Origin of the sequence: Asanoa hainanensis, assembly GCF_900188485.1 — a bacterium.
In the GTDB taxonomy this organism is placed as follows: domain Bacteria; phylum Actinomycetota; class Actinomycetes; order Mycobacteriales; family Micromonosporaceae; genus Asanoa; species Asanoa hainanensis.
Genome location: NZ_FZPH01000017.1, coordinates 35,423 through 58,559, shown reverse-complemented (window position 1 = coordinate 58,559; position 23,137 = coordinate 35,423). Strand labels below are relative to the sequence as shown.

Below are 23,137 nucleotides of genomic sequence, written 5' to 3'. Positions count from 1 at the left end.
CATGACCGACGTCGTCCTTCCCTGCCTCGACGAGGCGGCGGCCCTGCCGCGGCTGCTGCGCCGGATGCCCGCGGGCTACCGGCCGATCGTCGTCGACAACGGCTCCACCGACGGATCTCCCGAGATCGCGGCGGCCCACGGCGCACTGGTGGTCTTCGCGCCGGAGCGAGGCTTCGGCGCAGCGGTCCACGCTGGATTGTCGGCCGCCGACCCGCCCGACGGGCTCGTCTGCGTGATGGACGCCGACGGCTCGTTCGATCCCGTTGAGCTCCCGCTGGTCGCCGACCCGGTCCGGCGCGGCGACGCACGGTTGATGCTCGGCCGGCGCCGGCCGACCACCGCGCGGGCCTGGCCGGCCCACGCCCGGTTCGCCAACGCGGGGTTGGCGTTCTGGCTACGCCGCACGACCCGGCTGCCGGTGCACGACCTCGGGCCGATGCGCGCCGCCCGGCTGGCCGACCTGCTCGCGCTGGACCTGACGGACCGCCGCTTCGGCTATCCGCTGGAGATGGTGGTCAAGGCGGCCCGCGCCGGCTGGACGGTCGGCGAGGTGGACGTCTCCTACGCACCACGCGCGGCCGGCACCCGGTCGAAGGTGACCGGCACCGTGCGGGGCACCGCGCGCGCGGTCCGCGACATGTCGAAGGTGCTGGCGGGATGACGCAACTGGTGGTCGTCGCCAAGGCACCCGTGCCCGGCCGGGTCAAGACCCGGCTCTGCCCGCCGTGCCGGCCGGACCAGGCGGCCCTGGTCGCCGCGGCGGCGCTCGCGGACTCGCTCGCGGCCGGTGGTGCCACGGCGTTCGACCCGCTGACGCTGCTCCTCGATGGCCGGCATCCGGCGCCGCCCGGCTGGCGTGCGGTGCCACAGCGCGGCGGCGACCTCGGCGACCGCCTGGCGCACGGCTTCGGCGACTCCGCCGTGGCCGGCCACGGCACGGTCCTGATAGGGATGGACACCCCGCAGGTGACCGCCGAGCTGCTGGACGCGGCCCGGCGCGAGCTGGCGACCGTCGACGCGGTGCTCGGCCCGGCCGAGGACGGTGGGTGGTGGGCCCTCGGGCTGCGCGACCCACGCGACGCGGTCGTGCTGCGCGCGGTGCCGATGTCCACGCCGGACACCGGAGCGCTGACGCTCGCCGCCCTGTGCCGGCGCGGGCTGCGGGTCGGCCTGTTGCCGACGCTGCGCGACGTCGACACCGCCGCCGACGCGCACGCGGTGGCCCGGTCGTGCCGGCCCGGCAGCGCGTTCGCGCGGGCCGTCGCCACCCACGTGCCCGTGGGCGTCGGCGCGTGACCGCGCCCTTCGACACCGTGCTGCGGGCCGCGGGCGCGGGTGCCACGGCGCCGTTGACCGTCGTGGACGCCCGGGGTCGGCGGCGCCGGCTCGACCCGGCCGAGTGGTGCCGCACCCGGATACCCGGCGACGAGGCGCTGCTGCGCGACGCGGACGGCCCGGTGCTCGACGTCGGCTGCGGTCCGGGCCGGCTGACGGCGGCGCTCGCCGGGCGCGGGTGCCCGGTGCTCGGAGTCGACGTCAGCCGGGCCGCGGTGCGCCTGACCCGTCAGCGCGGCGGCCCGGCCCTGCTGCGTGACGTGTTCGACCGGCTTCCGCTGGAAGGTCGCTGGCGGCGGGTCGTCCTGGCCGACGGCAACATCGGCATCGGTGGCGACCCCGTGCGGCTGCTGCGCCGCTGTGCTCGCCTGCTGCTGCCCGCCGGAGTCGTGCTGGTCGAGCTCGACCCGCCTGGCTCCGTCGCGTGGTCGGGCGAGGTCCGGCTGCACACCGGCGACATCCGCAGCCAGCCGCTGCGGTGGGCCTACGTCGGCACCGACGACATCGCCGCGGTCGCCGCGGCGGCGAGGCTGCACACGCGCTCGATCTGGACGGAGGGCGGCCGATGGTTCGCGAGCCTGACCCACCCGTAGCCGCCAGGCGGCGCCTCGTCGACTGGCTCACGACGCCGCTGCCGCCACCGCCGGCCGCCCTGCGGCGTGGACCGACGCGGCCGCACGCCTTCCCGTCCCGGCTGCGCTCCCCGCGGCTGACCAGCCTGCTCGGCGTTGCCCTCGCCGTGGCCTTCGGCACCTGCTTCGTGACCGGCCTGCTCGACCACCTCATCCAGCACCCGCCGGGCTGGTTCCACTGGCCCTCGCGGCCGGTGCAGCTGTTCCGGGTCACCCAGGGCCTGCACGTCGCGACCGGCCTCGCCACCATCCCGCTGCTCGGAGTCAAGCTCTGGTCCGTCTACCCCCGCCTGTTCCGGTGGCCGCCGGTCCGCGATGTCGCCCACGCCCTGGAACGGCTCAGCATTCTGGTGCTGGTCTCCGCCGGCCTGTTCCAGCTCGTCACGGGCGTGCTCAACATCGCCCTCTGGTACGGGCCGATGCACTTCTACTTCCCGAGTGCGCACTACTGGACCGCGTGGCTGGCGATCGGCGCGATCCTCGTCCACATCGGCGTCAAGCTCCCGATCATCCGGGCGGGGCTGACCCGCCGCCCGCGGGAGACCGTCCGCGCGGGCACGCTGACCCGGCGCGGGCTGCTGGCCGCGACCGCCGGGGCGGCCGGCGTCATCACCGTCGCGACGATCGGCCAGACCGTGGCGCCGCTGGCGCCCGTCTCGCTGCTCGCGCCGCGCCGGCCGCGGACCGGTCCGCAGAACCTGCCGGTCAACCGCAGCGCGGCCGCCGCCAACGTGCGCACGCTGGCCGTCGATCCCGCGTACCGGCTGGTCCTGGCGGGCCCGGCCGGGACGCTGCGGCTGAGCCGGGACGACCTGGCCGCGCTGCCGCAGCGGACGGTGTCGCTGCCGATCACCTGCGTCGAGGGCTGGAGCGCCTCGGCCGTGTGGACCGGCGTCCGCCTGCGGGACCTGATGGCGCTGGTCGGCGCCGACCCGGACGGGCACGAGGTGTTCGCGCAGTCCCTCGAGACCGCCGGCCTCTACACCAGCACGACGGTCGACCCGGCCCACGCCGGTGATCCGTTGACCCTGGTCGCGCTGCAGTTGCGTGGCGAGCCGCTGCACCTCGACCACGGGTACCCGGCGCGGCTCATCGCGCCGAACCGGCCCGGCGTCCTGCAGACCAAGTGGCTGGCCCGGCTCACTGTGCGGCGGGCGTCGTGAGGTGGACCCGCCGGCTGCTCGTCGGCGCCGGGGTCGGAGTGCTGGCGTACGCCGTCTTCGGTCTCCTGACGGATCCCGACACCGCGCTCGGCGGCCAGGTGGTCTTCCTGGCGGCGGTGGTCGTCGCGCACGACGCCGTGTTCATGCCGCTGATGATCGCCGCCGGCTTCGTCGTCGGGCGCTTCGTGCCGGTCCGGGTCCGCCCGGCCCTGGTCGGTGCCGCGATCGTCAGCCTCGCGCTGACGCTGACGGCGATCCCGTTCGTGCTGGGCCGGGGGCGCCGTCCCGACGACCCGTCCGCCCTCCCGCTGAACTACGGACGCGGACTGCTCATCACGCTGGCGTTCGTCTGGGCCGTCGCGGCGGTGGTCGCCTGGCGGTCGTGGCGCAGAGCGGCTAGGCGGCCGGCAGCGTGACCAGGAAGCGGCAGCCGTCGGCGGTGTTGCGGACGTCCACGCTGCCGCCGTGCGCCGCGACGAGGCCGTGGACGATCGCGAGGCCCAGGCCGCCGTTGCTGTCGCCCGAGGAGGGGGTGCGGGCCCGCTCGCCCCGGAAGGCGACGTCGAACAACCGGCCCAGGTCGGCCGGCGGGATGCCGCCGCAGGTGTCGGCTACCGACAGCCAGGCCGACTCGCGTTCCTGGCCGGCCTCGATCAGCACGGTGCCGTCCTCCGGCGTGTAGCGCACGGCGTTCATCAGCAGGTTCGCGATGACCCGGGACAGCTCCGGCTCGCTGGCGGCGACGGTCGGCCAGCCGGTCGGCGCGGCGACCAGCTTCACCCGGCGGGCGGCGGCGAGCGGCGCGGCGCTGGCCACGGCATCGGAGACGACCTCGCCCAGCGGGACCGCCGACAGCGACAGCCGCAGCGCGCCCGCGTTGATCCGGGACAGCTCGAACAGGTCGTCCACCAGCCGGGTCATCCGGTCCGACTCGACCCGGATCCGGCGGTGGTACTCGGCGACCCCGGCCGGGTCGGCGACCACCCCGTCTTCCAGGGCCTCGGCCATCGCGCGCAGGCCGGCGAGGGGAGTGCGGAGGTCGTGCGAGACCCAGGCGACCAGGTCGCGGCGGCCCTTCTCCAACCGCCGCTCGCGCTCCCGCGCCTGCTCGGCCCACACGGCCGCGACCGCGAGCCGGCGTCCGAAGGTCCAGCCGACGGCCAGGCTGACCGCGGCGGCCGCGCCGACGGTGATCAGCACGACCTCGAGGTCGTGCGCGGAGAGGAACATCGCCTCGGCCACCGCCACGACGCCGGCCGCGACCGCGAGCACCGCGACGGTGACCACCACGCACAGGTGGACCGTGATCGAGCGCCGGCGCACCGACCGCAGGACCAGCGCGCCGAGCGCCCCGACCGCGAGCGCGGCCCCGAAGGCGAGGACGAACATCAGGATCAGGTCACGCATCGGCGGGCCCCTGTCGCTCGTACCGGTAGCCGACGCCCCAGACGGTGACGATCCGCGCGGGCTTGGCGGGATCGGCCTCGATCTTCTCCCGCAACCGTCGCACGTGGACGGTCACGGTCGCGTGGTCGCCGAAGCTCCATCCCCAGACCTCCTCCAGCAGCTCCTCGCGGGTGAACGCCCGCGCCGGGTGCCGCATGAGGTGGCAGAGCAGGTCGAACTCGCGCAGCGTCAGGGCCAGCGGCGTGGTGCCCAGCCGGGCCACCCGCGAGCCGGTCTCGACGACGAGGTCGCCGTCGGCGAGCACCTCGGCCCGGTGCTGGGCAGACGCACCGGCGCGGCGCAACACCGAACCCACCCGCAACACCAGCTCGCGCGGCGAGAACGGCTTGGTCACGTAGTCGTCGGCCCCGAGCGCGAGCCCGACCAGCCGGTCGGCCTCGTCGCCGAGCGCCGTCAGCATGATGATCGGCACACCGTCCGGCCGCGCTCGCAGCCGCCGGCACACCTCGAGCCCGTCGACCTCCGGCAACATCAGGTCGAGCACGACGAGGTGAGGCGCGTCACGAGCGACCGCCACCAGCGCGGCGGCCCCGTCACCGACGTGGTCGACGTGGTAGCCGGCGTGCTCCAGATACCGGCACACCACGTCGCTGACCGTCTGGTCGTCGTCGACCACCAGCACACGTTGCACGCTGGCCAGGGTAGCCACCGCCGCGCCCGGAACCCGGGCCCGGACATCTTTCGAGGTTCTTACGGCGGGGGTCCCCCAGCTGTGGCGCTGAGGGACCCCCGCCGCTCGGTCAGCCGGGGTGGTGGCGCCGCCGCAGGACGAACCAGAGGGCCGTGCCGCTCAGGATGACGGTGAGCACCAGCGCCAGCGGCTGGGTGTCGGTGTCTTCCTGGGTGGGGCCCGCGCCGGTCTCGGTGCCGGTGGGCAGCCAGTTCCCGGGAGCGTGTGCGGCCGTGACGGCCTTGCGCAGGTCGCCCTTACCCTGGATGGACGGCAGCTTGCCGGCGGCGACGTTGGACAGGCCCTGGGCCGAGCCGTCGGGCCGGACCACGACCAGACCGCCGACCCGGGGGTCCTGGACCACCCGGCCGGACAGGGTGCCGGCCGCTAGTGCCCGGCCACCCACGGCGTCGTCGTCGAGGTAGGTCATCGAGACCTGGCCCGTCGCGGAGACGGCCGCCGCGATCGTCCCCACCACGACGCCGGACTGGTAGAGCGGGGCCACCCACTCGTCGCTCGCGACCGCGGGCTCACCCGCGCCGCCGGCGACGAAGGTGTCGTTCCAGGTGTGCAGCCGCACCGGGGTGCCGGCGCGGTAGCCGGCGACCGGCTTGCCGGGTTGGATGCCGCCGGGGCCGGCCTCGATCGCCAGGTTCGCCGCCGGGCGGCCGAGCACGTCGCCGGCGACCTTCGGGGCGTCCTGCGCGAACCACGCCCCGACCGCCGCCGGCGCCGCACCGTCGTTCGGAGCGGCGAGCGCCGGTGACGCGAGCAGGGTCAGGCCGGCGGCGACCGACACGGCCAGGCCGGCGGCGCGGAGCAACCTCATCGCGGTCATCGGTGTCCTCACTTTCGGTAGAGGTGGATGAGGGTGCCCGAGGCGGCGTACCACGAGGTGTTGTTCGCGTAGCTGCCCCACTCGCGCGACGTCGAGGTGCCGGTCGCCGGGTCGATGTAGGACAGGCCGTACGAGTAGCCGGTGTTGTAGTAGCCCCGCACGACGTGGGCGTGGCCGGCGCCGTTGGACCGCCACACGATCCGGCTGTAGACCGGGCGGTTGACGTCCATCTCGGAGACCACGTACGCCCAGCTCAGCACCACCTCGGTGCCGGGGTTGACGCCGCGCTTGTTGAGCGCGTTCATCACGTTGGCGGTCGTGCCCGTCACGTTGCCGCACGTCGACGAGTTCTTGCCGTCCTTGACGAGCTGGCATTGGGCGATCGTCGAGCCGGTCTGGTATCGGATAATCATTTTCGCTGACGCCGCCCAGCACCAGTTCGAGTTCTCCTGCGCATAGGCGGTGACACTGAGGACTTTCTCGACCGCGTTGGCGGCCGATGGCGCGGTGAACACCAATCCGACGGTTATCGACAACACCGCGAGTACGCGGGTGCCAAGGCTGCTTTTCATGAAACCTCCGGTCAGGTTTTCCGAACCGTGAATGTGGCGGCGTCGGGGAATGCGACCGGTGCTGCGGTGACGCCGCAGAACGCCAGGAACGTGGAGATCTTTGTCGGTAGGCCGGCCTCGACCTCGAACGGATCGGGGTTGTCGTCGACGATGCCGCGGGCGGTGAACGTGTCCGCGGTGGCCTCGCTGACGACCAGCCGGGTGCCGCCCGGGAGCGTGACGGCATAGCGGTTCGGGGTGATCGACTCCTGGACGACCTCGCTCCCTGCTGGCCACAGCGGCATCCGCTCCACGCCGTCCACGACGACGGTGACGCAGCCGTTCGCGCGCAGCGCGAGCCGCCCTTCCAGCGCTTTCGGTGGCGCGGTGAAGTGATGGGGGATCGGGGGATCCGTGAGGTCGGCGACATCGACGAAGCCCGTGCCGACATTGGTGTCGGCCGGTGTGTTGCCCGGCGCCGCACCGGGCGCGGCCCCGTCGCCGCCGCCCGTGGCACACGCCGCCACGAAACTCAACAGTCCACAACAGACAAGCGCGAGTCGTCGCATGGTGAATGACCGCTCTTCCGTGTGCTGGATACGCGGTGTCGCCTGCGAACGGCTATTTCCCGGCCGTGATTGTGTGCGACCGCGCGCGCCCGCTGGCCCCCGTTCGCTGCGCGTGTCGCCGATCCCCGCAAGAAAGGTAGCGTGTTAACGTTCACATTTCAAGACATGAATGGTTGGTGCGGACCGGCAGAAGTCAATGTCGTGTGCGCAACCCCTTTCGTCCGGCTCGACCGCTTATCGCCGACCTCGGTGGCGGCAGAAGCGCGCCGGGTCTCGGCGGCGTCGCCTCGACCGACGCGGTCCGCGCGGTCGCCCGCGCGCACGACGCGACGCCGGCCCAGGTCCGCATCGCGTGGACGCTCAGCCGCGGCCCGCACGTGCTGGCCATCCCGGGCACGGGCAACCCGGACCACCTGGTCGAGAACCTGGCCGCCGGCTCGCTCCGCCTGTCCGACGAGGAGCTCGCGAGCCTCGAAGCCTAGGTCGCAGGCCGCGTTGATGCCCCTAATGCAGAGACGCCTTGAGGGCGACCACGACGAGCCCGAGGACGCCCGCGAAGGCGGTCGCGGCCCAGCGCGGCCACCCGGTGAGCCCGGCGCCGCGGGCGGAGAGCCAGCCGAGCACGACCAGTAGGGCCACGGTGTACGCGAGTGCCGCGTCGAGTGCGGCCGCGCTGCTCGCGCCGGCCAGGCGGGACAGCAGCAGCACGAGCAGCGGGGTGATCGAGGCCTGGATCAGGGCCCAGCCGGCGGTCAGCACGTGGAGCACGTCGGTGCGGGTCACCGATGTGCCGCGGGCGGCCAGACCCAACAGCTCCGCATACCGTTCGGCCAGCCAGTAGACCAGCAGCGTGACCAACACCGTGGCGGCGACCCGGCCGACGGAGTAGTTGCCGGACGCCGCCAGAGTCGCGGCGCAGATGACCGTGCCGTAGATGCCGGCGGGCACCCACGGCGCGGCGACCCACATCCCCTTGCGGGCTCCGGCTTTGTCCATTGGCACCGATTATTGCCGGCATACCGCCGCCAAACGGAGCAAAACGTCGGCCCGGCGCGGCGCCATGGCGCCCGGCAAGGGGTGCGCGGCGCAAGGCGCGAAGCGCCGGCACCGCGCGACCGCCCTGCGCGACCGCCCTGCGCGACCGCCCTGCGCGACCGCCCTGCGCGACCGCCCTGCGCGACCGCCCTGCGCGACCGCCCTGCGCGATAGCGCTGCGCCGCGCTGCGCCGCGCTGGGCCACCGCGCTGTGCCGCCGCGCCGCGCCGCACTCTCTGCGTGACCGCGCCGCGCGACCGCGCCGAGTGACCATGTCGCGCCGAGCCGCCTGGAGGTCAGGCGGGTGCGGCGACGTAGCCCAGGGCCTCCGCGAGTCGGTGTAGCTGCGGAGGCGAGGCTTCCAGCAGCGGCTGGCGGACCGTCGCGTGCGGAATGATTCCCAGGTCCGCTAGCGCGGCCTTGGCCATCACGGCGCCCTGGCCGTTGCCCATGACGGCGTCCACCAAAGGCTGCAGCGACCGCGACAGGGCGCGGGCCGACTCGAGGTCTCCGGCGCGTACCGCGCCGATCAGCGCACTCACGCGGTCCCCTGCCACGTTGCCCACGACGCTGACCACGCCCGTCGCGCCGCTGGCCAGATAGGGCAGGTTGAGGTCGTCGATCCCGCAGTAGTAGGCCAGTGACGACTCCGCCATCACCGCCATCGCGGACGCCAGGTCGCCCTTCGCGTCCTTGACCGCCCGGATCCGCGGGTGCCCCGCCAACTCGACCAGGGTGGCCGGCTCGAAGGCGATGCCGGCGCGGACCGGCACGTCGTACAGCATCACGGGCAACTCGGTGGCATCCGCCACCGCCAGGCAGTGTGCGATGACCCCCGCCTGGGTCGGCCGCGAATAGTAGGGGCACACGAGCAGCAACCCGTCAGCGCCGGCGGCCGCGGCGGCGCGGGCCCGGCGGATGCTGGCCGCCGTGTCGTAGGTGCCGACCCCGGCGATCACCCGCGCCCGACCGGCCGCCCGGGCCACCACCGCACCGACCAGCGACGACGACTCCGCTGGAGTCAGCGTGGGCGACTCGCCGGTCGTGCCGGCGACGACGAGACCGTCGCAGCCGGTGGCCAGCAGGTGGTCGACGAGCCCCGCCACGCCCGAGGAGCAGACCGCGCCGTCCGCCCGCATCGGGGTCACCATCGCGACGAGGTTGGAACCGAACAGAACATCCGTCATGCGTTCGAGCCTCGCCCGATCGATACCCAAGGTCCAGCGACGCTTTTTAAGCACAACCGCGTAGCATCGCTTCATGATCGACGTTGCCGCGCTCAGGGCGCTGAGGTCCGTGGCCACCCGGGGGACGCTGGCCCGCGCGGCCGACGACCTCGGCTTCACCGCCTCGGCCGTGTCGCAACAGATCAAGCGCCTCGAACGCCAGGTCGGTGTGCCCGTCCTGGCCCAGGCCGGCCGCGGGGTCGTGCTCACCCCGGCCGGCCAGGCCCTCGTCGACTCGGCGCCAGACGTCTTCCAGGCCCTCGAACGCTGCGCCGAGGCCGCCCGGTCGGTCGCCGACGGCGCGCCCAGCGGCGTGCTCCGCGTCGCCGCCTTCTCCACCGCCATCCGTGGCCTCCTCGCGCCGGCCATCGCGAAGCTGAGAACCCGCTGCCCGGACCTCACGATCCACGTCACCGAGCTCGACCCCGACCAGGCCCTGCGCGGCGTCGACGCCGGCACCGCCGACCTGGCCCTCGTCCACGACGCCGACGGGCTGCCGGCTCAGCTGCCGCCCTCGACGACCCAGCGCCACCTACACACCGACATCGGCGACGTCGTCATGAGCCGCACGCATCCGCTGTCGCGCCAAGAGGCGCCCCTGACCAAAGAAGACCTCGTCGGCCACGCCTGGGTGACCAGCCCGCCCGGCACGGTCTGCCACCAGTGGTTCCGGCGGCTCGCACCGGAGGACCCCGAGGTCCGCCACCTCGTCGACGACTTCGCAACCCAGCTGACACTCGTGGAGAGCGGCGACGTCCTCGCGCTGATCCCACGCCTCGCCCGCCCACCACTCGGCGACGGCCTCGTCGCCCGCCAGCTCAGGACACCACCGAAGCGCGAGGTGTACGTCGCCTGGCGTCGCAGTGCCGACGCCAGCCCCGCGATCCGGGCGGTGGTCAGCGCGCTCTGAGCCCCGCCGCGAGCAGCGGGCCGACCGCCTGCTCGGCCCGCACCGACGTCGCGTCGGCGGCCGCACCCTGCCGCGCCCGGTAGGAGATGCCCTGCGCGATGACGGCCAGCTTGAAGTTGGCCAACGCCAGGTAGAACGGCCAATGGTCCAGGTCGACCCCACGCCGCCGGGCGTACGCGGAAGCGATCGCGTCGGCGTCGGGCAGGCGCGAGCTCGCCCACGCCGCGTCCAGGCCGAGGATCGGGTCGAGCTCCGGCTGCCGGTAGACGCACATCAGGGCCACGTCGGTCTGCACGTCGCCGACCGTGGCGAGCTCCCAGTCGACGACCGCGAGCACCTTGGTGATGTCGGAGGCGTCCAGCAGCGTGTTGTCGATCCGGTAGTCCCCGTGCACCACCCCGATGTGTGCGGGACGGTCAGGCAAGACCGAGAGCAGGTGCGCGTGCAGCCGGTCCGCGTCCGGGAGGTCCTGGCTCTTGACCTCGTTCCACTGCCGCCACCACAGCGCGACCTGGCGTTCGAGGAAGCCGTCGGGCCGGCCCAGGCCCCGCAGGCCGACCTCGTCCACGTCGACGGAGTGCAGGTCCGCCAGGACCCGGACCAGCTCGGTGACGCAGGACTCGAGCTCGACGGCGGAATAGCCGGAGAGCTGCTCCCGCGTACGCACGACCTGTCCCGTCACGAACCCGGTCACGGCGAACGGCGCGCCGAGCACCTCCGTGTCCTCGCAGAGCGCGACGACCGGCGGCACGGGCACGGCGCTGTACTGCAACGCCCGCACGACGCGCCACTCCCGCGCCACGTCGTGCGCCGACTGGGTCAGGCCCGACACCGGCGGGCGCCGCACTACCCAACGGTGGGCGCCGTCGGTGACCACATAGGTCAGATTGGACCGGCCGCCGGCGATCAGCGAAGCGCTGAGTGGGCCCGCGAGCGAGACACCCTCACCCGAGAGGAACCGGCCCAACGCCGCCAGGTCGAGGCTCATGCCGAGTACCCCGAAGTCCCGGCACGGCTGAGCACGAGCTCGTTGACCACGCTGCGCGCCGACAGGGACAGCAGCGCACCGACCGCGGTGACCACGTCCGATACCGGGATCATCGCCGCGGGCGGCACCGCGTCGTGCACCCACGCGCTCATGTCGGTGTCCACATAGCCCGGTGCGACGGCCGTCGCGGTGACACCGGCGGCCGACTCCTCCGCGTTGAACCCGCGGCACAGCGCCAGCAACGCCGCCTTCGTGGCGCCGTAGACGGCCAGCGACGGCTCGGCGTACACGCCGCCGATCGACGCCAGGGCGATCACCTTCGCGCCGTGCGCGGGCTGCCGCACCGCCGCCGCGCGCAGCAGCGGCAACGCCTCGCGCATCAACAGGAACGGCGCGCGCGTGTTGAGCGCGAACTGCTTGTCGTAGCGGTGGACCGGGTACTCGTGCAACGGAGCCGCAGAACCGACCCCGGCCGCGAGCACGAGCGCGTCGAGGCAGGAGTGGTGGGCGGCGTGGGCGGCGACCACCGTGGCCGGCGCCTCCGGATCGGCCAGGTCCACGTCCACACGCTCCACATAGGACGCACCGGCAGCCGTCATCTCCGCCGCCGCCGCGGCCAGGCGCGCCGGGTCCCGGGCCGCCAGGGTCAGCCGCCAGCCCTGCCGCGCCAGGTCGAGCGCGATGCCCCGGCCGATCCCGCGGGACGCGCCGGTGACCACCGCGGACCTCATCGTGGCGGCCCTTCGCCGATGCCCACGATCGAGCGCGCGATGGTCAGATAGCGGTCGAGGAGCGCCTCGACGGGCAGGCTGCCGTCTGGCCGGTACCACGACGCGACGCCCACGCAGAGCGAGGCGATGGCCCGGCTGGCGTCCTTCGGGTACGACGTCGAGAAGTCGCCGCCGCGCACGCCGGCCAGGATCACCTCGTCGAGCATGTGCTGCTGTTCGTCGCGCTTGGCGACGTAGCGCTCGCGGTTGCCGGGCTCCAGGCTGCGCAGCTCGGCGGTCGAGACCATCGCGCCGGTGCGCCGGTACATGTGGAACCGCAGCATCGACTCGACCAGCGCGTCGAACTGCGACCGCGGGTCGGGCGCCGCGCCGGCCAACGCCGAGCGGCTCCGGGTCAGCAGCTCGTCGATGATGACCGTCATCAGGTCGACGAGGATGTCCTGCTTGGACGGGTAGTAGTGGTAGACCCCCGGCACCGACAGCCCCGACCGGCGGGCCAGGTCACGCGTCGTCGTGCCGTGGTAGCCGTGCTCGTAGAAGGCCGCCAGCGCCGCGTCGAGGATGCGCGTGAACTCCAGAGGACCGTATTCGCGCCAGTCGGACGTCATCGCCTGCCCCGCTTCGTGCGTGCGGCGGCGACCAGGGCGTCGAGCGCCTCCGGATCGTCGACCGCGCCTCGGTTGATCACTTGCTCCGGATCGGCGCCCTGCAGGATGCGCTTGACCGGAACCTCCAAACGCTTGCCCGTACGCGTGTGCGGCAGCCGATCGACGATCACCACGTCGTCGGGGGCGTGCCGTGGTGACGCCCGCTCCGTGATGCGCCGGCGCACCAGCTCGACCAGGGAAGCCGGATCGGGCGAGCCGTGCGGGACCACGAACAGCGGCAGCCAGTAGCCCCCGTCGGGCTCCTCCACGCCCACGACCAGCGCGTCCGCCACCTCGGCCAGGTCGATGATCGCGTCGTAGAGCTCCGCCGAGCCCAGCCGGACCCCGTGGCGGTTGATGGTCGCGTCCGAACGCCCGAGGATGACGACGGTGCCACGCTCCGTGCGCACGGTCAGGTCTCCGTGCCGCCACACACCGGGGAAGTCCGCGAAGTAGGTGTCCCGCAGCTTCCGGTCGTCAGGGTCGGCCCAGAACCGCAGGGGCATCGACGGCATCGGCTCGGTGATCACCATTTCTCCCGGCGTGCCGGCCGGGACCTCCTCGCCGTCAGCGTTCCAGACCTCGACGGCCGCACCGAGCGCGGGGGCACTGATCTCCCCGTCGTAGACCGGGGTGGTCGGTGCGCTGGCGACGAAGATGCCGCAGATGTCCGTACCCCCACTCATCGATCCTAGTTGGACGCTCGCGCTGACGTGGTGCCGGAACCACACGTTGGCGGAGGCCGGCAGCACCGATCCGGTCACGCCGACGATCCGCAGGTTCGCCGGTCCTGGTTCGAGGCCGGCGCGCTGGGAGGCTTCCAGGAAGCCCGGGCTCGTGCCGAACACGGTGACGCCGAGGTCGGCGACCAGCGGCCACAGCGTCTCCGGGCGCGGCCGGCCGTCGTACAGGACGATGGTCGCGCCGTGCAGCAGCCCGCAGACCTGGGCGTTCCACATCATCCAGTTGGGTGTGGTGAACCAGAAGAAGACGTCTTCGGCGCGCAGGTCCAGGTGCAGGCCGGGGGAGACGAGCTGCTCCAGGAGTACGCCGCCGTGGCCGTGCACGATGCCCTTCGGCTTGCCGGTCGTGCCCGAGGTGAACAGCACCCCGAGGGGGTACGCGAACGGCACGGCCTCGGCGGTCGGGTCGGGGTCGGCGGCGAGGGCGTCCGCCCAGGTGCTGGCGTCGTCGACGGGATGCGCGAGCCCGGCGGTCTCGACCGTGATGGTGTGCCGGAGGCCGGGCAGCAGGTCCCGCAGGGCACGGGCGTCGGCGCGCCGGTCGTGCACCGTGCCGCCGAAGTGGTAGCCGGAGCCCGTGATCAGGACGCGGGGCTCGAGCTGGGCCATCCGGTCGGCGGCCGAGGGCGCCGCGTAGTCGAGGCCGGTCTGCGCCCAGACCGCGCCGACCAACGCGGTGGCCACGAACGCGACGACACCCTCGACGCAGTTGGGCAGGTAGGCGGCGACCCGGTCGCCCGGCTCGACGCCGAGCGCGCGCAGCCGGCCGGCGACCGCGAACGCCCGGGCCCGCAGCTCGGCGTAGGTGATCGAGGTCCGGTCGCCGTTCTCCGACACCAGGATCACGGCGTCCTGGTCGTCCACGCCGGCCCGCAGCAGGTGCGCGCCGAAGTTCAGCGTGCCGTCGGGGAACCAGACCGCGCCCGGCATCCGGCGTTCGGTGAGTGCGCCGCTCGGGGGAGTGGACCAGTCGACCGCGAAGAACTCCGCGACCGCCGCCCAGAACTCGCCGGGGTGGGCCACCGACCACGCGTGCAGGGCCGGGTAGTCGGTCACGTCGTCGAACGACGCGTAACCCCGCGCGTCGAGCCAGGTCGCGAACCGGACGATCCGGCTCCGCGCGACCACCGAAGGGTCCGGCACCCAGTCCGGTTGGATCCGCGTCATGCGCGCCGGCCCGGCAGCAGGGAGCCGCGGGTGAGGACCACGTCGACGGCCACGGCGATGATGAGGACGGAGCCGGTCGCGAAGTACTGGACCTCGGTGGACAGGCCCAGCAGCTGTACGCCGTTGCTGATCGAGCCGATGACCAGCGCGCCGAGCAGCGCCGACCAGATCGAGCCCCGGCCGCCGAACAGGCTGGTGCCGCCGACGACCGCGGCGGCGATCGCGTTGAGCATCAGCGGACCCGCGCCGGAGGTGACCGAGACCCCGAGCTGGCGGGACGAGTCGACCATGCCGGCGATCGCGGCGCAGGCGCCGAGGATCAGGAACGAGTAGAGGACCATCCGGCGCACGGGGATGCCGGCGCGCTGGGCGGCCTCACGGTCGCCGCCGACGGCGTACAGGTGGATGCCGTAGCGGGTCTGGGTCGTGGCGTACCAGGCGATCAGCAGCATGACGGCCAGGATCAGCAGCGGCATCGGCAGTCCGCGTTGCTGGGTGAGCGTGAAGACGCCGCCGAAGAGCACGACCGCGACCACGACGGCGGGTACGAGGACCGTGGCCAGGGAAGTCAGCGAGCCGGTGGACGCCCGCTCCCTGTGTTGGAAGAAGCGGTAGCCCGCGTAGGCGAGCGTGCCCGCCGCCGCCAGCCCGTAGCTCGCGCCGGCCGGGATCGCCGTGCTGGCGATCTTCGCGAACGGGGTGCCCGCCACGCTGATCGTGAACTCGGGCGGCAGCACGACCAGGATGAGGCCCTGGAGGATGACCATGCCGCCCAGCGTGACGATCAGCGACGGCACGCCGAACATGATGATCTGCGCCTCGACGAACGTGACGACCATGCCGGTGGCGACGCCCGCCGCGATGCCGACGACCAGCGGCAGGCCGTGGTTGACGGTCAGGCCCGCCGCCACTGCCGCGCAGACGCCGGACAGCACCGCCGACGACAGGTCGATCTCGCCGACGATCAGGACGAACACCACGCCCAGGGCGAGGATCGCGGTCGTCACGATCTGCAGGGTCAGGTTCGTGATGTTCTGGAAGCTGAGGTACGCGGAGCTCTGGCTGTAGAACACGGCCCAGATGATCGCCAGCACGACGAGGACCGGGATGCTGCGGTGCCCCCGCGCGGCGGTCTCGATGGCCCGGCCGATCCCGCGCGGACCCGTCGGGCCGGTCTCCGGCGCGGTGGCGTTCGTGGCGGCTTTCGTGGTGGTCACTGCTCTCCGCCTTCGTCGTTCGTCTCGTGTGCGCCGGTCATCGCGCCGACCAGGTCCGCCGGGGTGTAGCCGCCGCGTTCGAACTCGGCGACCTTCGTGCCGAGCCGCAGGACCACGATCCGGTCGGCGACCCGCCGCACGTCCTTCATGTCGTGGGAAATCACGACGACCGCCCGGCCTTGCTCGCGCAGGCGGTCGATCAGGTCGAGCACCTCGCCGCGCTGGGACACCCCGAGGGCCGCGGTCGGCTCGTCGAGGATCACCACGGCTGGGTCGCTGATCAGCGCGCGGCCGATCGCGATGCCCTGGCGCTGGCCGCCCGACAGCGCCACCACGGGGGTGTTGAGGGCGCGCAACTTTACCGACAGCGACTCGAGGACCCGCTGGGCCTGCTCCTCCATGACGTGGCGCCGGACGCGGCGGCCCGACCACACGGGGCCGTAGCGTTCCTGGCCCAGGAACAGGTTCTGCACGGCGTCGAGGTTGTCGCACAACGACAGGTCCTGGAAGACGGTGCGGATGCCGGCCTCGGCCGCCGCCCGGGGTGACTCCAGTCGCCTGGCCTCACCACGGACTCGGATCTCACCGCCGTCCGGCGACTCCACACCCGACACTATCTTGACCAATGTGGACTTCCCGGCGCCGTTGTCGCCGACGAGCGCCACGACCTCGCCCGCGTGCACCGCCATGTCGACCTCGTGCAGGGCGCGGACACCGCCGAAGTGTTTGGAGACCTTCGTGAGCTGGAGCAGGGGAGTGGTCATGGTTTCCTCCGCCGGGCGGTCGGCGTCGCGGCCGACCGCCCGCTAGCGATGGGGATTACTTGTTGCGGGTCTTGCAGGTCTCCGTGTCGGCGGCCGGTCCCGTGCAGATCTGCGCCCAGGTGAACATGCCGAGGTCGACGGCCTGCTGCACCGCGTCACCGGGGTCCTTGCCGTCCTGCAGGTGGATCAGTGTGGCGTCCAGCTTGGCGGTCGGCACCTGCATCGCGCCGTTGTCGATCTTGTCCTTGACCAGGTCGGCCGGGGGCTGCTGGCCACCGATCGCCGCGATCGCGATCTTCGCCGCGGCCTCCGCCTCGACCTTGAACGCCTTGAGCACGTTGTCCTGCTGGTCGCCGGTCAGCATGTATTGAAGACCGGTCAACTCGGGGTTCTGTCCTCCGTACACCGGAATCTTGACGTTCTTGGCCTTGAGCGCCGCGATGATGCCGGCCGTGATGCCGTCGTAGAAGCCGAAGAAGGCCCCGACACCGTTCTGCGTCTTGGTCAGGCACTGCTCGGTCGCCTTGGTCGCGTTGTCCGGCGCCCAGTCCTTGATGTAGTCCTCGCAGACCACCTGGATGTCGCCGCTCGCGATCAGCGGGTCGATCACCTTGTTCTGCCCGGCCAGCATCTGGGTCGTGTAGACGTCGCCCTTGTTGCCGTACTGGCGCGCGACCTTGACCGGCTTGGCGCCGAGCTTGCCGCTGGTGACCTGGTCGGCGAAGTAGGTGGCCTGCTGCGCGCCGACCTTCTCCGGGTCGAAGATCACCTGGCTGTACAGCGTGCCCTTCACCGGCGGGTTCTCGTAGCCGATGACCGGCACCTTGGCCTGCTCGGCGGCCTGCAGCAGGCCCGCGCTGGTGTTCGGGTCGGCCGCGACCACGACGAGCGCCTTGGCGCCGGCCGCGATCGCCGCGTTGGCCTGGGCGAGCTGCTGGTTGGAGTCGCCGCCGGCGTTGACGAACTTGACCTCGACGGTCGGGTCCAGCGCCTTGATCGCCTTCTCGAACGCCGGGCCGTCCTGCTGGATGTAGCGGGTGGGAGTCGTGTTGGGTGCCATGAAGTAGACGAGCTTCGAGCCGGAGCCCGAGCCGCCGTCGCCGGCGTCGTTGCCGCCGCACGCGGCGACCAGAAGAATGCTGGCGCTGGCGGCTCCGGCGATGACTGCCCGGAGCATGGCGCCACGAGAACGCTTCACTGGGTTACTCCTTTCGGCTGCGCGGTTGTATCGGTCGGGCCCGTTCGGGCGCGTGGCATCACGGGTGGACCTGGCTGGGCCACCCGTTCGCCGGCGCTTGCCCGTCAGGGCGTGGGAAGTCCCGCGTGCTTCGCGGTGATCTGCAGGGCGAGGTGCTTGGAATAGATGCGGACCCAGGCGAGCGGTCCGCCCATGTACCAGAACGCGGGGTGGCCGGTGCGGCGGTAGAGCCCGCCGATCTCGCCGTCCTCCCCGATGCCGAGGACCAGCGGCAGCCGGTCGGCGACCTCGTCGCCGAAGAGCCGCCGCGCGGTCTCGCGCATGTTCTGGTAGCCGGTGGCGAGCACGACGAGGTCCGCGTCCAGCGCGCGGCCGTCCTCGAGGCGGATGCCCTCCGGCGTGAACTCCGCGAGCCCGGAGCCCTGGGCGAGCTTGATCTTCCCGTCGGCGATGAGCCCCGAGGCGCCCACGTCGATGTAGTAGCCGCCGCCGTACGCCAGCGCGTACCCCATCAGGCCGGTGCCGTCAGGGCCGTCGTTGCGCTTGAAGCCGACGGCGTCGAGCGCGGCGAGCAGGTCGGCGTCCTTCTTCGCGGTCTCCTTGACGCCGTCCTTGGCGAACTCGAGGACGAGCGGCCAGGGTGTGCCGGCGGCGAGCAGGTCCGCGTACGCGGTCGGCGGGCCGCCCTCGACGAAGTTGCTGCCGAAGATGGCCGGGATGCCGTGCTCCTGGCTGATGATGTGCGTCGACGAGCGCTGCACGAGGGTGACGTCGGCGCCGGCCTCGTAGAGGTCCTGCGCGATGTCGTGGCCGCTGTTGCAGGCGCCGACGACGACGGCCTTCTTGCCGGCCCACTGGCGGGCGTCGGGGTGCCTGCTCGAGTGGTAGCTGGTGCCGGCGAACCCGTCGCGGCCCGGGACAGCGGGGATGTTCGGCTCGCCGGCGGCGCCGGTGGCCAGGATGACGTCGCGCGGGTGCAGCTCGCGCTCGCCCTCGGGTGTGTTTACGCGCAGGGTCCAGCGGCCGGTCGCCTCGTCGAACTGGCTGCTGGTCAGCTCGGCGCTGGTCCAGACGTTGAGCTCCATGGCGGCCGCGTACGACTCGAACCAGTCGGCGATCTTGTCCTTGGGGCAGTAGACCGGCCAGGACTCGGGATAGCGCATGTACGGCAGGTGGTCGGCCCACACGGGGTCGTGCAGGACGAGCGAGTGGTAGCGCTTGCGCCACCCGTCGCCGACCCGCTCGCTCTTCTCGAGGATCAGCGTGTCGACGCCCATGAGGCCGAGGTTCGCGGCGACGGTGAGGCCGCCCTGGCCGGCGCCGATGACGACGACGTCGGGGTCGTGGCTCGCGTATCGTCCGTGCTCCTCGCGCTGCTCCCGCCAGTTGCGGCCGTGGTCCGCCGGGTTGTGCCGCGGGCCGCGCGAGCGGTGCTGGCCGATCGCCCGCTCGTGGCCGCGCAGGTCGTCGAGCTCGGTGAGGATTGTCCAGGCGACCCACTGGTCGTCTTCTCGGACGAGGCGGATGGCGCCCCGGCCGAAGCCGAGCGGGGTCTCGAACGTGATGAAGCCTTCGATGACGCCGTCCGCGTCGCGGGGGCCGAACTCGGTGGTCATCGTGATGTGGGTCAGTGCGCCAGGTTGTGCGTGCTTCTCGAGCATCTCGGCGACGCGGTCCTGGCCTTGGTAGGTGCCCAGGTCCCAGGTCAGCGCGAGGAGGTCGCGCCACCAGCAGTCGCGGGCGAGCAGCGCGGTGGTGCCCGCGACGTCGGCGTCGCGCAGTGCCGCGGTGAATCGGTCCAGCCACGTGGCGAACGTGGTCTCGGGTGTCTCCGTCGCCATTGACGCGCCCTTCCGTCCGTATCAGTCTGATACAGGCCGAGCGCTCGCTCGGTAGCGAGAGTCTGGACCTTGGACCGAGTGACGAGCAACACCTACGTGAAACTTTTTTGAAATGTGTCCGTCGACAGCGAGGTGCCGCATGACCAGCCAATTGGAAGATCTCGTCGCGCGTACGAGGGCGTTCGTGTCGTCCGAGGTGCTTCCTCTGGAGGACGCGTTCGACGGCGACGCCACGACCGCCGGTGGTGACCGGCTCCGGGTCGACCTCCAGAAGTCGGCCCGCGCCGCCGGCGTCTTCGCGCCCCACGCCCCCGTTGAGTTCGGCGGACTCGGCTTGGGGATGGTCGACCGGGCGCCGGTCTTCGAAGCGGCCGGGAGGTCGCTGTTCGGGCCGATGGCGCTGAATATCAACGCTCCCGACGAGGGGAACCTGCACCTGCTCGACCAGGTAGCCTCGCCCGCGCAGCGTTCTCGGTATCTGGCCCCGTTGGCCCGTGGCGAGCAGCGGTCGGCGTTCGCGATGACGGAGCCGCCGCCGGGCGCGGGGTCCGACCCGAGCGCCCTACTGACGGTTGCTAGCCGTTCCGGAGCGGGGTGGTCCTTGACCGGCCTCAAGAAGTTCATCACGGGCGCGGAGGGGGCGGGGTTCTACATCGTCATGGCCCGGACTCCCGGTGGGGCAACGATGTTCCTGGTGCCGGCGGACCGTCCGGGGATCGCGATCACCCGGCACGTGCCCACAATGGACCGGTCGATGATCGGTGGGCACTGCGAGCTGTCGTTCACGGACGTGCGGGTCGCGGACGAGGATGTGCTGGGCGCGGTCGACGAGGGTTTCCGCTACGCGCAGGTCCGGCTCGGCCCGGCCCGGCTGACCCACGTGATGCGCTGGCTGGGTGCGGCGCAACGGGCCCACGAGGCGGCGGTCGCGTACGTCAGCGGGCGCTCGGCCTTCGGCACCCCGCTGGCGCGCCAGGGCATGGTCGAACTGATGATCGCGGACAACGAGCTCGACCTGGCGGCGACCCGGTCGTTGCTGCTGACGGCGTGCCGGGTCCTCGACGCGGGCGGCGCCGGCCGCGAGGAGACCTCCCTGGCCAAGGTCTTCGGCGCCGAGGCGCTCGGCCGCGTGGCCGACCGGGCGATGCAGCTGTGCGGCGGCGCCGGCGTCTCGGCCGACCTACCGGTCGCCCGGATCGCCCGCGAGCTCCGGCCGTTCCGCATCTACGACGGCCCCTCGGAGGTCCACCGCATGTCCCTGGCCCGCCGCGCCGTCCGCCGCTACGGCGCTCCGGCGTCAGCGGCCGGCGCGCCGGCGCAGTCCGGCGGCGAGGGGTGAGTTGTCGAACGAGCCCGCGGTGAGGCGCTTCGCGACGGTTCGATTGACCATGCGGCGCGCGAGGGCGGGGAAGTGACGGGCGATGGCGATCTCCAGCCGGCCGCGGCGGGTGGTGGCGAGGTTGGCCGGAGCGCGGCGGGCCGTGGCGGCCCGGGTCACCGCGGCCACCACGCCTTCGACGGGCTCGTAGCGGGAGACGCCGTCCAGGGACAGGCCGGCGGCGGCCGTCGAGTCGTGGATCGGTGACGCGATCATGCTCGGGTAGACGACCGTGACGCCGATGTGGGTGCCGACCTCCAGGCGCAGGGCGTCGGCGTAGGCGACCAGGGCCCGCTTGCTGACGCCGTACGCGGCGGCCAGCGGCAGCGGCAGGGCCGCCATCCGGCTGGCGATGAAGACGACCCGGCCGCGGGTGGCCTCCAGCGCCGGCAGGGCGGCCGCCGTCGTCGACCAGGCCGCCAGCAGGTTCACCTCGAGCTGCCGGCGGACCGTTTCGTCCGGTGCGAGCTCGGCCGGTGCCGGACCGCCGATGCCGGCGTTGTTGACGAGCAGGTCCAGGCCGCCGAGGCGGCTGATCGCCGCGGCCACGGCCGCCTCGACCTGGGCCTGGTCGGTCAGGTCGCACGCCAGGATGGGCACGGGCGCGTCCGGGGGCAGCGTCAGGTCCAGGCCGACCACCCGGGCGCCGCTGTCGCGGAACCGGGTGGAGAGCGCCCGTCCGATCGTGCCGCCGGCGCCGGTGACGATCACGCGCTTCATCGCGTACCCCTGCGTAGTTCGTCTGCCGCGAGCTTCTGGTAGGCGTCGAAGTCGATCCGCATCGCGGTGCGGCGGTCGCCCCAGCGGCGGTGGGCCTGGCGCAGCCGGGCCGCCCGGTCGGCACGTTGGCGTTCGCGGGAGGGCAGCACGTAGCGGCCGGCCAGATGGGCCGCGACCAGCCTCGCCTGGGACTCCACGATGGGCAGTGCGGAACCCGTGGACTGCATGAGGCCCACGAAGTACAGGCCGGGCTCGTCCAGGTGGAAGACGTGCCGGTACAACGGCACCTGGTCGCCCTCGACGTCGAGGAACGGGATCTGCGGCCGGTAGCCGGTGCACCACACGACCAGGTCGACCTCCTCGCGGGAGCCGTCCGCGAACTCCACAGTGGAGCCGCTCGCGCCGACGACAGCGCCCCGGACGGTGATCTCGCCGTGCCCGACCCGCGAGACGAGCACATCGGACAGCGTGGGGTGGTCCTGGAGGAACCCGTGCCGGGGCGCCGGCAGGCCGTGTGCGGTGGGATGACCGGTCGCCAGGCGGAGCATCGTCTGGCTGACCGCCTGCCGCAGCCGCCACGGCAGCCGGGTGGCGAGCGCGCCGTTGAGCGTGTCCGACGGACGGCCGAAGAGGTACTTGGGCACGACCCACACGCCGCGGCGTAGCGACAGGATCGTGCGGGCGGCCACGTTGGAGGCGTCGGCGGCGATGTCCATGGCCGAGTTGCCGCCACCGACGACGAGCACGCGGCGACCGGCGAGCTGCGCGGGCTCGCGGTAGTCGTGGCTGTGCATCTGATCGGCGGTCAACCCGGCTAGCGGCGGGTCGGGCCAGCGGGGCACGCTGTTGTGTCCGGACGCGACGACGACCGCCCGCGCTGGCGTCGACACCCGGTCGGACGGGCCGTCCGCGTCGACCGACCAGCCTCCGTCGTCGGTGCGGCGGACATTGGTGACGACGTGCCGGTGCCGGATCGCCTCGCGCAGCCCGAACTTCTCCGCGTACGCGGTCAGGTAGTCCAGGATCCGGTCGTGGCTCGGATAGTCGGGCCAGTCGGCCGGCATCGGGAAGTCCGCGAACTGGGTCCGGGTGCGGCTCGTGTTGAGGTGCAGCGTCCGATAGGCGCCCGAGCCCGGACCGCCGAGGACCCACAGCCCGCCGGGCCGGTCGCCCGCGTCGAGGCACACCGCGTCGATGCCCCGGTCGGCCAACGCCTTCAGCGTGGCCAGGCCGGCGGGCCCCGCACCGATCACCACGACCTCTGGCCGTGCAGCCATTGCATACCCGATCCGTAGACAATTAAGTTCGCCAGTGGATCGTGCTGGCATCAGCCGGGTCCGGTCAATC

Annotated in this window: 25 protein-coding genes; 8 read left to right on the top strand and 17 right to left on the bottom strand. The window is 72.7% G+C overall.

Annotated elements, in window-relative coordinates:
* Position 1: 1 nt before the first annotated feature.
* From CHC05_RS32345 to CHC05_RS32325, 5 genes are read left to right on the top strand one after another with little or no spacing between them, the layout of a single operon-like run.
* The gene (locus tag CHC05_RS32345) at positions 2–661 is read left to right on the top strand and encodes a glycosyltransferase family 2 protein (RefSeq protein WP_089254433.1); all 660 of its coding nucleotides are present in this window, start codon (positions 2–4) and stop codon (positions 659–661) included.
* A complete protein-coding gene (locus tag CHC05_RS32340; protein ID WP_089254432.1) occupies positions 658–1,296 on the top strand; it encodes a TIGR04282 family arsenosugar biosynthesis glycosyltransferase in 639 nt (212 codons plus the stop codon). The genes CHC05_RS32345 and CHC05_RS32340 overlap by 4 nt, the downstream gene beginning before the upstream one ends.
* Entirely contained in the window at positions 1,293–1,928 is a 636-nt protein-coding gene (locus tag CHC05_RS32335; protein WP_245871326.1) for a class I SAM-dependent methyltransferase, read from the top strand. The genes CHC05_RS32340 and CHC05_RS32335 overlap by 4 nt, the downstream gene beginning before the upstream one ends.
* Positions 1,901–3,130 (top strand): molybdopterin-dependent oxidoreductase, encoded by a 1,230-nt coding sequence (locus CHC05_RS32330; protein WP_089254430.1) that lies wholly within the window; start codon positions 1,901–1,903, stop codon positions 3,128–3,130. The genes CHC05_RS32335 and CHC05_RS32330 overlap by 28 nt, the downstream gene beginning before the upstream one ends.
* Entirely contained in the window at positions 3,127–3,546 is a 420-nt protein-coding gene (locus CHC05_RS32325; RefSeq protein WP_089254429.1) for a hypothetical protein, read from the top strand. The genes CHC05_RS32330 and CHC05_RS32325 overlap by 4 nt, the downstream gene beginning before the upstream one ends.
* On the opposite strand, the gene CHC05_RS32320 is transcribed toward CHC05_RS32325, so the two are convergent.
* From CHC05_RS32320 to CHC05_RS32300, 5 genes are all read right to left on the bottom strand, one after another.
* Positions 3,527–4,537, bottom strand: a complete 1,011-nt coding sequence (locus tag CHC05_RS32320; protein ID WP_089254428.1) for a sensor histidine kinase — start codon at positions 4,535–4,537, stop codon at positions 3,527–3,529. The two genes, CHC05_RS32325 and CHC05_RS32320, sit on opposite strands and share 20 nt — an antisense overlap.
* On the bottom strand, positions 4,530–5,228 hold the full coding sequence (locus tag CHC05_RS32315) for a response regulator transcription factor (RefSeq protein ID WP_089254540.1): 699 nt from the start codon (positions 5,226–5,228) through the stop codon (positions 4,530–4,532). The genes CHC05_RS32320 and CHC05_RS32315 overlap by 8 nt, the downstream gene beginning before the upstream one ends.
* Before the next feature lie 109 nt (positions 5,229–5,337).
* Positions 5,338–6,105 (bottom strand): hypothetical protein, encoded by a 768-nt coding sequence (locus CHC05_RS32310; RefSeq protein ID WP_089254427.1) that lies wholly within the window; start codon positions 6,103–6,105, stop codon positions 5,338–5,340.
* A gap of 8 nt (positions 6,106–6,113) precedes the next feature.
* Positions 6,114–6,677, bottom strand: coding sequence for a papain-like cysteine protease family protein (locus tag CHC05_RS32305; protein ID WP_089254426.1), 564 nt, complete (start codon positions 6,675–6,677; stop codon positions 6,114–6,116).
* Between the two features lie 11 nt (positions 6,678–6,688).
* The gene (locus tag CHC05_RS32300) at positions 6,689–7,192 is read right to left on the bottom strand and encodes a hypothetical protein (protein WP_144022875.1); all 504 of its coding nucleotides are present in this window, start codon (positions 7,190–7,192) and stop codon (positions 6,689–6,691) included.
* 236 nt (positions 7,193–7,428) lie between these two features.
* Here CHC05_RS32300 and CHC05_RS32295 point away from each other — a divergent pair, with 236 nt between their 5' ends.
* Positions 7,429–7,707, top strand: a complete 279-nt coding sequence (locus CHC05_RS32295) for an aldo/keto reductase (RefSeq protein WP_425426875.1) — start codon at positions 7,429–7,431, stop codon at positions 7,705–7,707.
* Positions 7,708–7,729: 22 nt separating this feature from the next.
* Here the strand turns inward: CHC05_RS32295 and CHC05_RS32290 are convergent, their stop codons facing one another.
* Positions 7,730–8,221 carry a hypothetical protein gene (locus CHC05_RS32290; RefSeq protein WP_144022874.1) on the bottom strand — a complete coding sequence of 164 codons (492 nt, stop codon included), beginning with the start codon at positions 8,219–8,221 and terminating at the stop codon, positions 7,730–7,732.
* Between the two features lie 335 nt (positions 8,222–8,556).
* On the bottom strand, positions 8,557–9,447 hold the full coding sequence (gene dapA, locus CHC05_RS32285; protein WP_089254423.1) for a 4-hydroxy-tetrahydrodipicolinate synthase: 891 nt from the start codon (positions 9,445–9,447) through the stop codon (positions 8,557–8,559).
* A 73-nt stretch (positions 9,448–9,520) separates the two neighbouring features.
* Here dapA and CHC05_RS32280 point away from each other — a divergent pair, with 73 nt between their 5' ends.
* Positions 9,521–10,396, top strand: coding sequence for a LysR family transcriptional regulator (locus CHC05_RS32280; RefSeq protein ID WP_089254422.1), 876 nt, complete (start codon positions 9,521–9,523; stop codon positions 10,394–10,396).
* Here the strand turns inward: CHC05_RS32280 and CHC05_RS32275 are convergent.
* The 8 genes from CHC05_RS32275 to CHC05_RS32240 form a co-directional block, all read right to left on the bottom strand.
* A complete protein-coding gene (locus tag CHC05_RS32275; RefSeq protein WP_089254421.1) occupies positions 10,383–11,384 on the bottom strand; it encodes a phosphotransferase family protein in 1,002 nt (333 codons plus the stop codon). The genes CHC05_RS32280 and CHC05_RS32275 overlap by 14 nt on opposite strands.
* The gene (locus CHC05_RS32270) at positions 11,381–12,115 is read right to left on the bottom strand and encodes an SDR family NAD(P)-dependent oxidoreductase (protein ID WP_089254420.1); all 735 of its coding nucleotides are present in this window, start codon (positions 12,113–12,115) and stop codon (positions 11,381–11,383) included. Before CHC05_RS32270 ends, CHC05_RS32275 begins: the two co-directional genes overlap by 4 nt.
* Positions 12,112–12,723: a TetR/AcrR family transcriptional regulator gene (locus CHC05_RS32265; protein ID WP_089254419.1), complete on the bottom strand. Its 612-nt coding sequence runs from the start codon at positions 12,721–12,723 to the stop codon at positions 12,112–12,114. Before CHC05_RS32265 ends, CHC05_RS32270 begins: the two co-directional genes overlap by 4 nt.
* On the bottom strand, positions 12,720–14,672 hold the full coding sequence (locus CHC05_RS32260; RefSeq protein ID WP_089254418.1) for an acetoacetate--CoA ligase: 1,953 nt from the start codon (positions 14,670–14,672) through the stop codon (positions 12,720–12,722). The genes CHC05_RS32265 and CHC05_RS32260 overlap by 4 nt, the downstream gene beginning before the upstream one ends.
* Positions 14,669–15,889, bottom strand: a complete 1,221-nt coding sequence (locus CHC05_RS32255) for a sugar ABC transporter permease (RefSeq protein ID WP_089254417.1) — start codon at positions 15,887–15,889, stop codon at positions 14,669–14,671. Before CHC05_RS32255 ends, CHC05_RS32260 begins: the two co-directional genes overlap by 4 nt.
* Positions 15,886–16,653, bottom strand: a complete 768-nt coding sequence (locus tag CHC05_RS32250; RefSeq protein WP_089254416.1) for an ATP-binding cassette domain-containing protein — start codon at positions 16,651–16,653, stop codon at positions 15,886–15,888. The genes CHC05_RS32255 and CHC05_RS32250 overlap by 4 nt, the downstream gene beginning before the upstream one ends.
* Before the next feature lie 55 nt (positions 16,654–16,708).
* Complete coding sequence (locus CHC05_RS32245; RefSeq protein ID WP_144022873.1) at positions 16,709–17,851, bottom strand: substrate-binding domain-containing protein; 1,143 nt, start codon at positions 17,849–17,851, stop codon at positions 16,709–16,711.
* A gap of 104 nt (positions 17,852–17,955) precedes the next feature.
* Positions 17,956–19,692 (bottom strand): flavin-containing monooxygenase, encoded by a 1,737-nt coding sequence (locus tag CHC05_RS32240; RefSeq protein WP_089254414.1) that lies wholly within the window; start codon positions 19,690–19,692, stop codon positions 17,956–17,958.
* 139 nt (positions 19,693–19,831) lie between these two features.
* Here CHC05_RS32240 and CHC05_RS32235 point away from each other — a divergent pair, with 139 nt between their 5' ends.
* Positions 19,832–21,031, top strand: coding sequence for an acyl-CoA dehydrogenase family protein (locus CHC05_RS32235; protein ID WP_089254413.1), 1,200 nt, complete (start codon positions 19,832–19,834; stop codon positions 21,029–21,031).
* Here the strand turns inward: CHC05_RS32235 and CHC05_RS32230 are convergent.
* Positions 20,990–21,790 (bottom strand): SDR family NAD(P)-dependent oxidoreductase, encoded by an 801-nt coding sequence (locus CHC05_RS32230; RefSeq protein ID WP_089254412.1) that lies wholly within the window; start codon positions 21,788–21,790, stop codon positions 20,990–20,992. The two genes, CHC05_RS32235 and CHC05_RS32230, sit on opposite strands and share 42 nt — an antisense overlap.
* Positions 21,787–23,067 carry a flavin-containing monooxygenase gene (locus CHC05_RS32225; protein ID WP_089254411.1) on the bottom strand — a complete coding sequence of 427 codons (1,281 nt, stop codon included), beginning with the start codon at positions 23,065–23,067 and terminating at the stop codon, positions 21,787–21,789. Before CHC05_RS32225 ends, CHC05_RS32230 begins: the two co-directional genes overlap by 4 nt.
* Between the last annotated feature and the right edge of the window lie 70 nt (positions 23,068–23,137).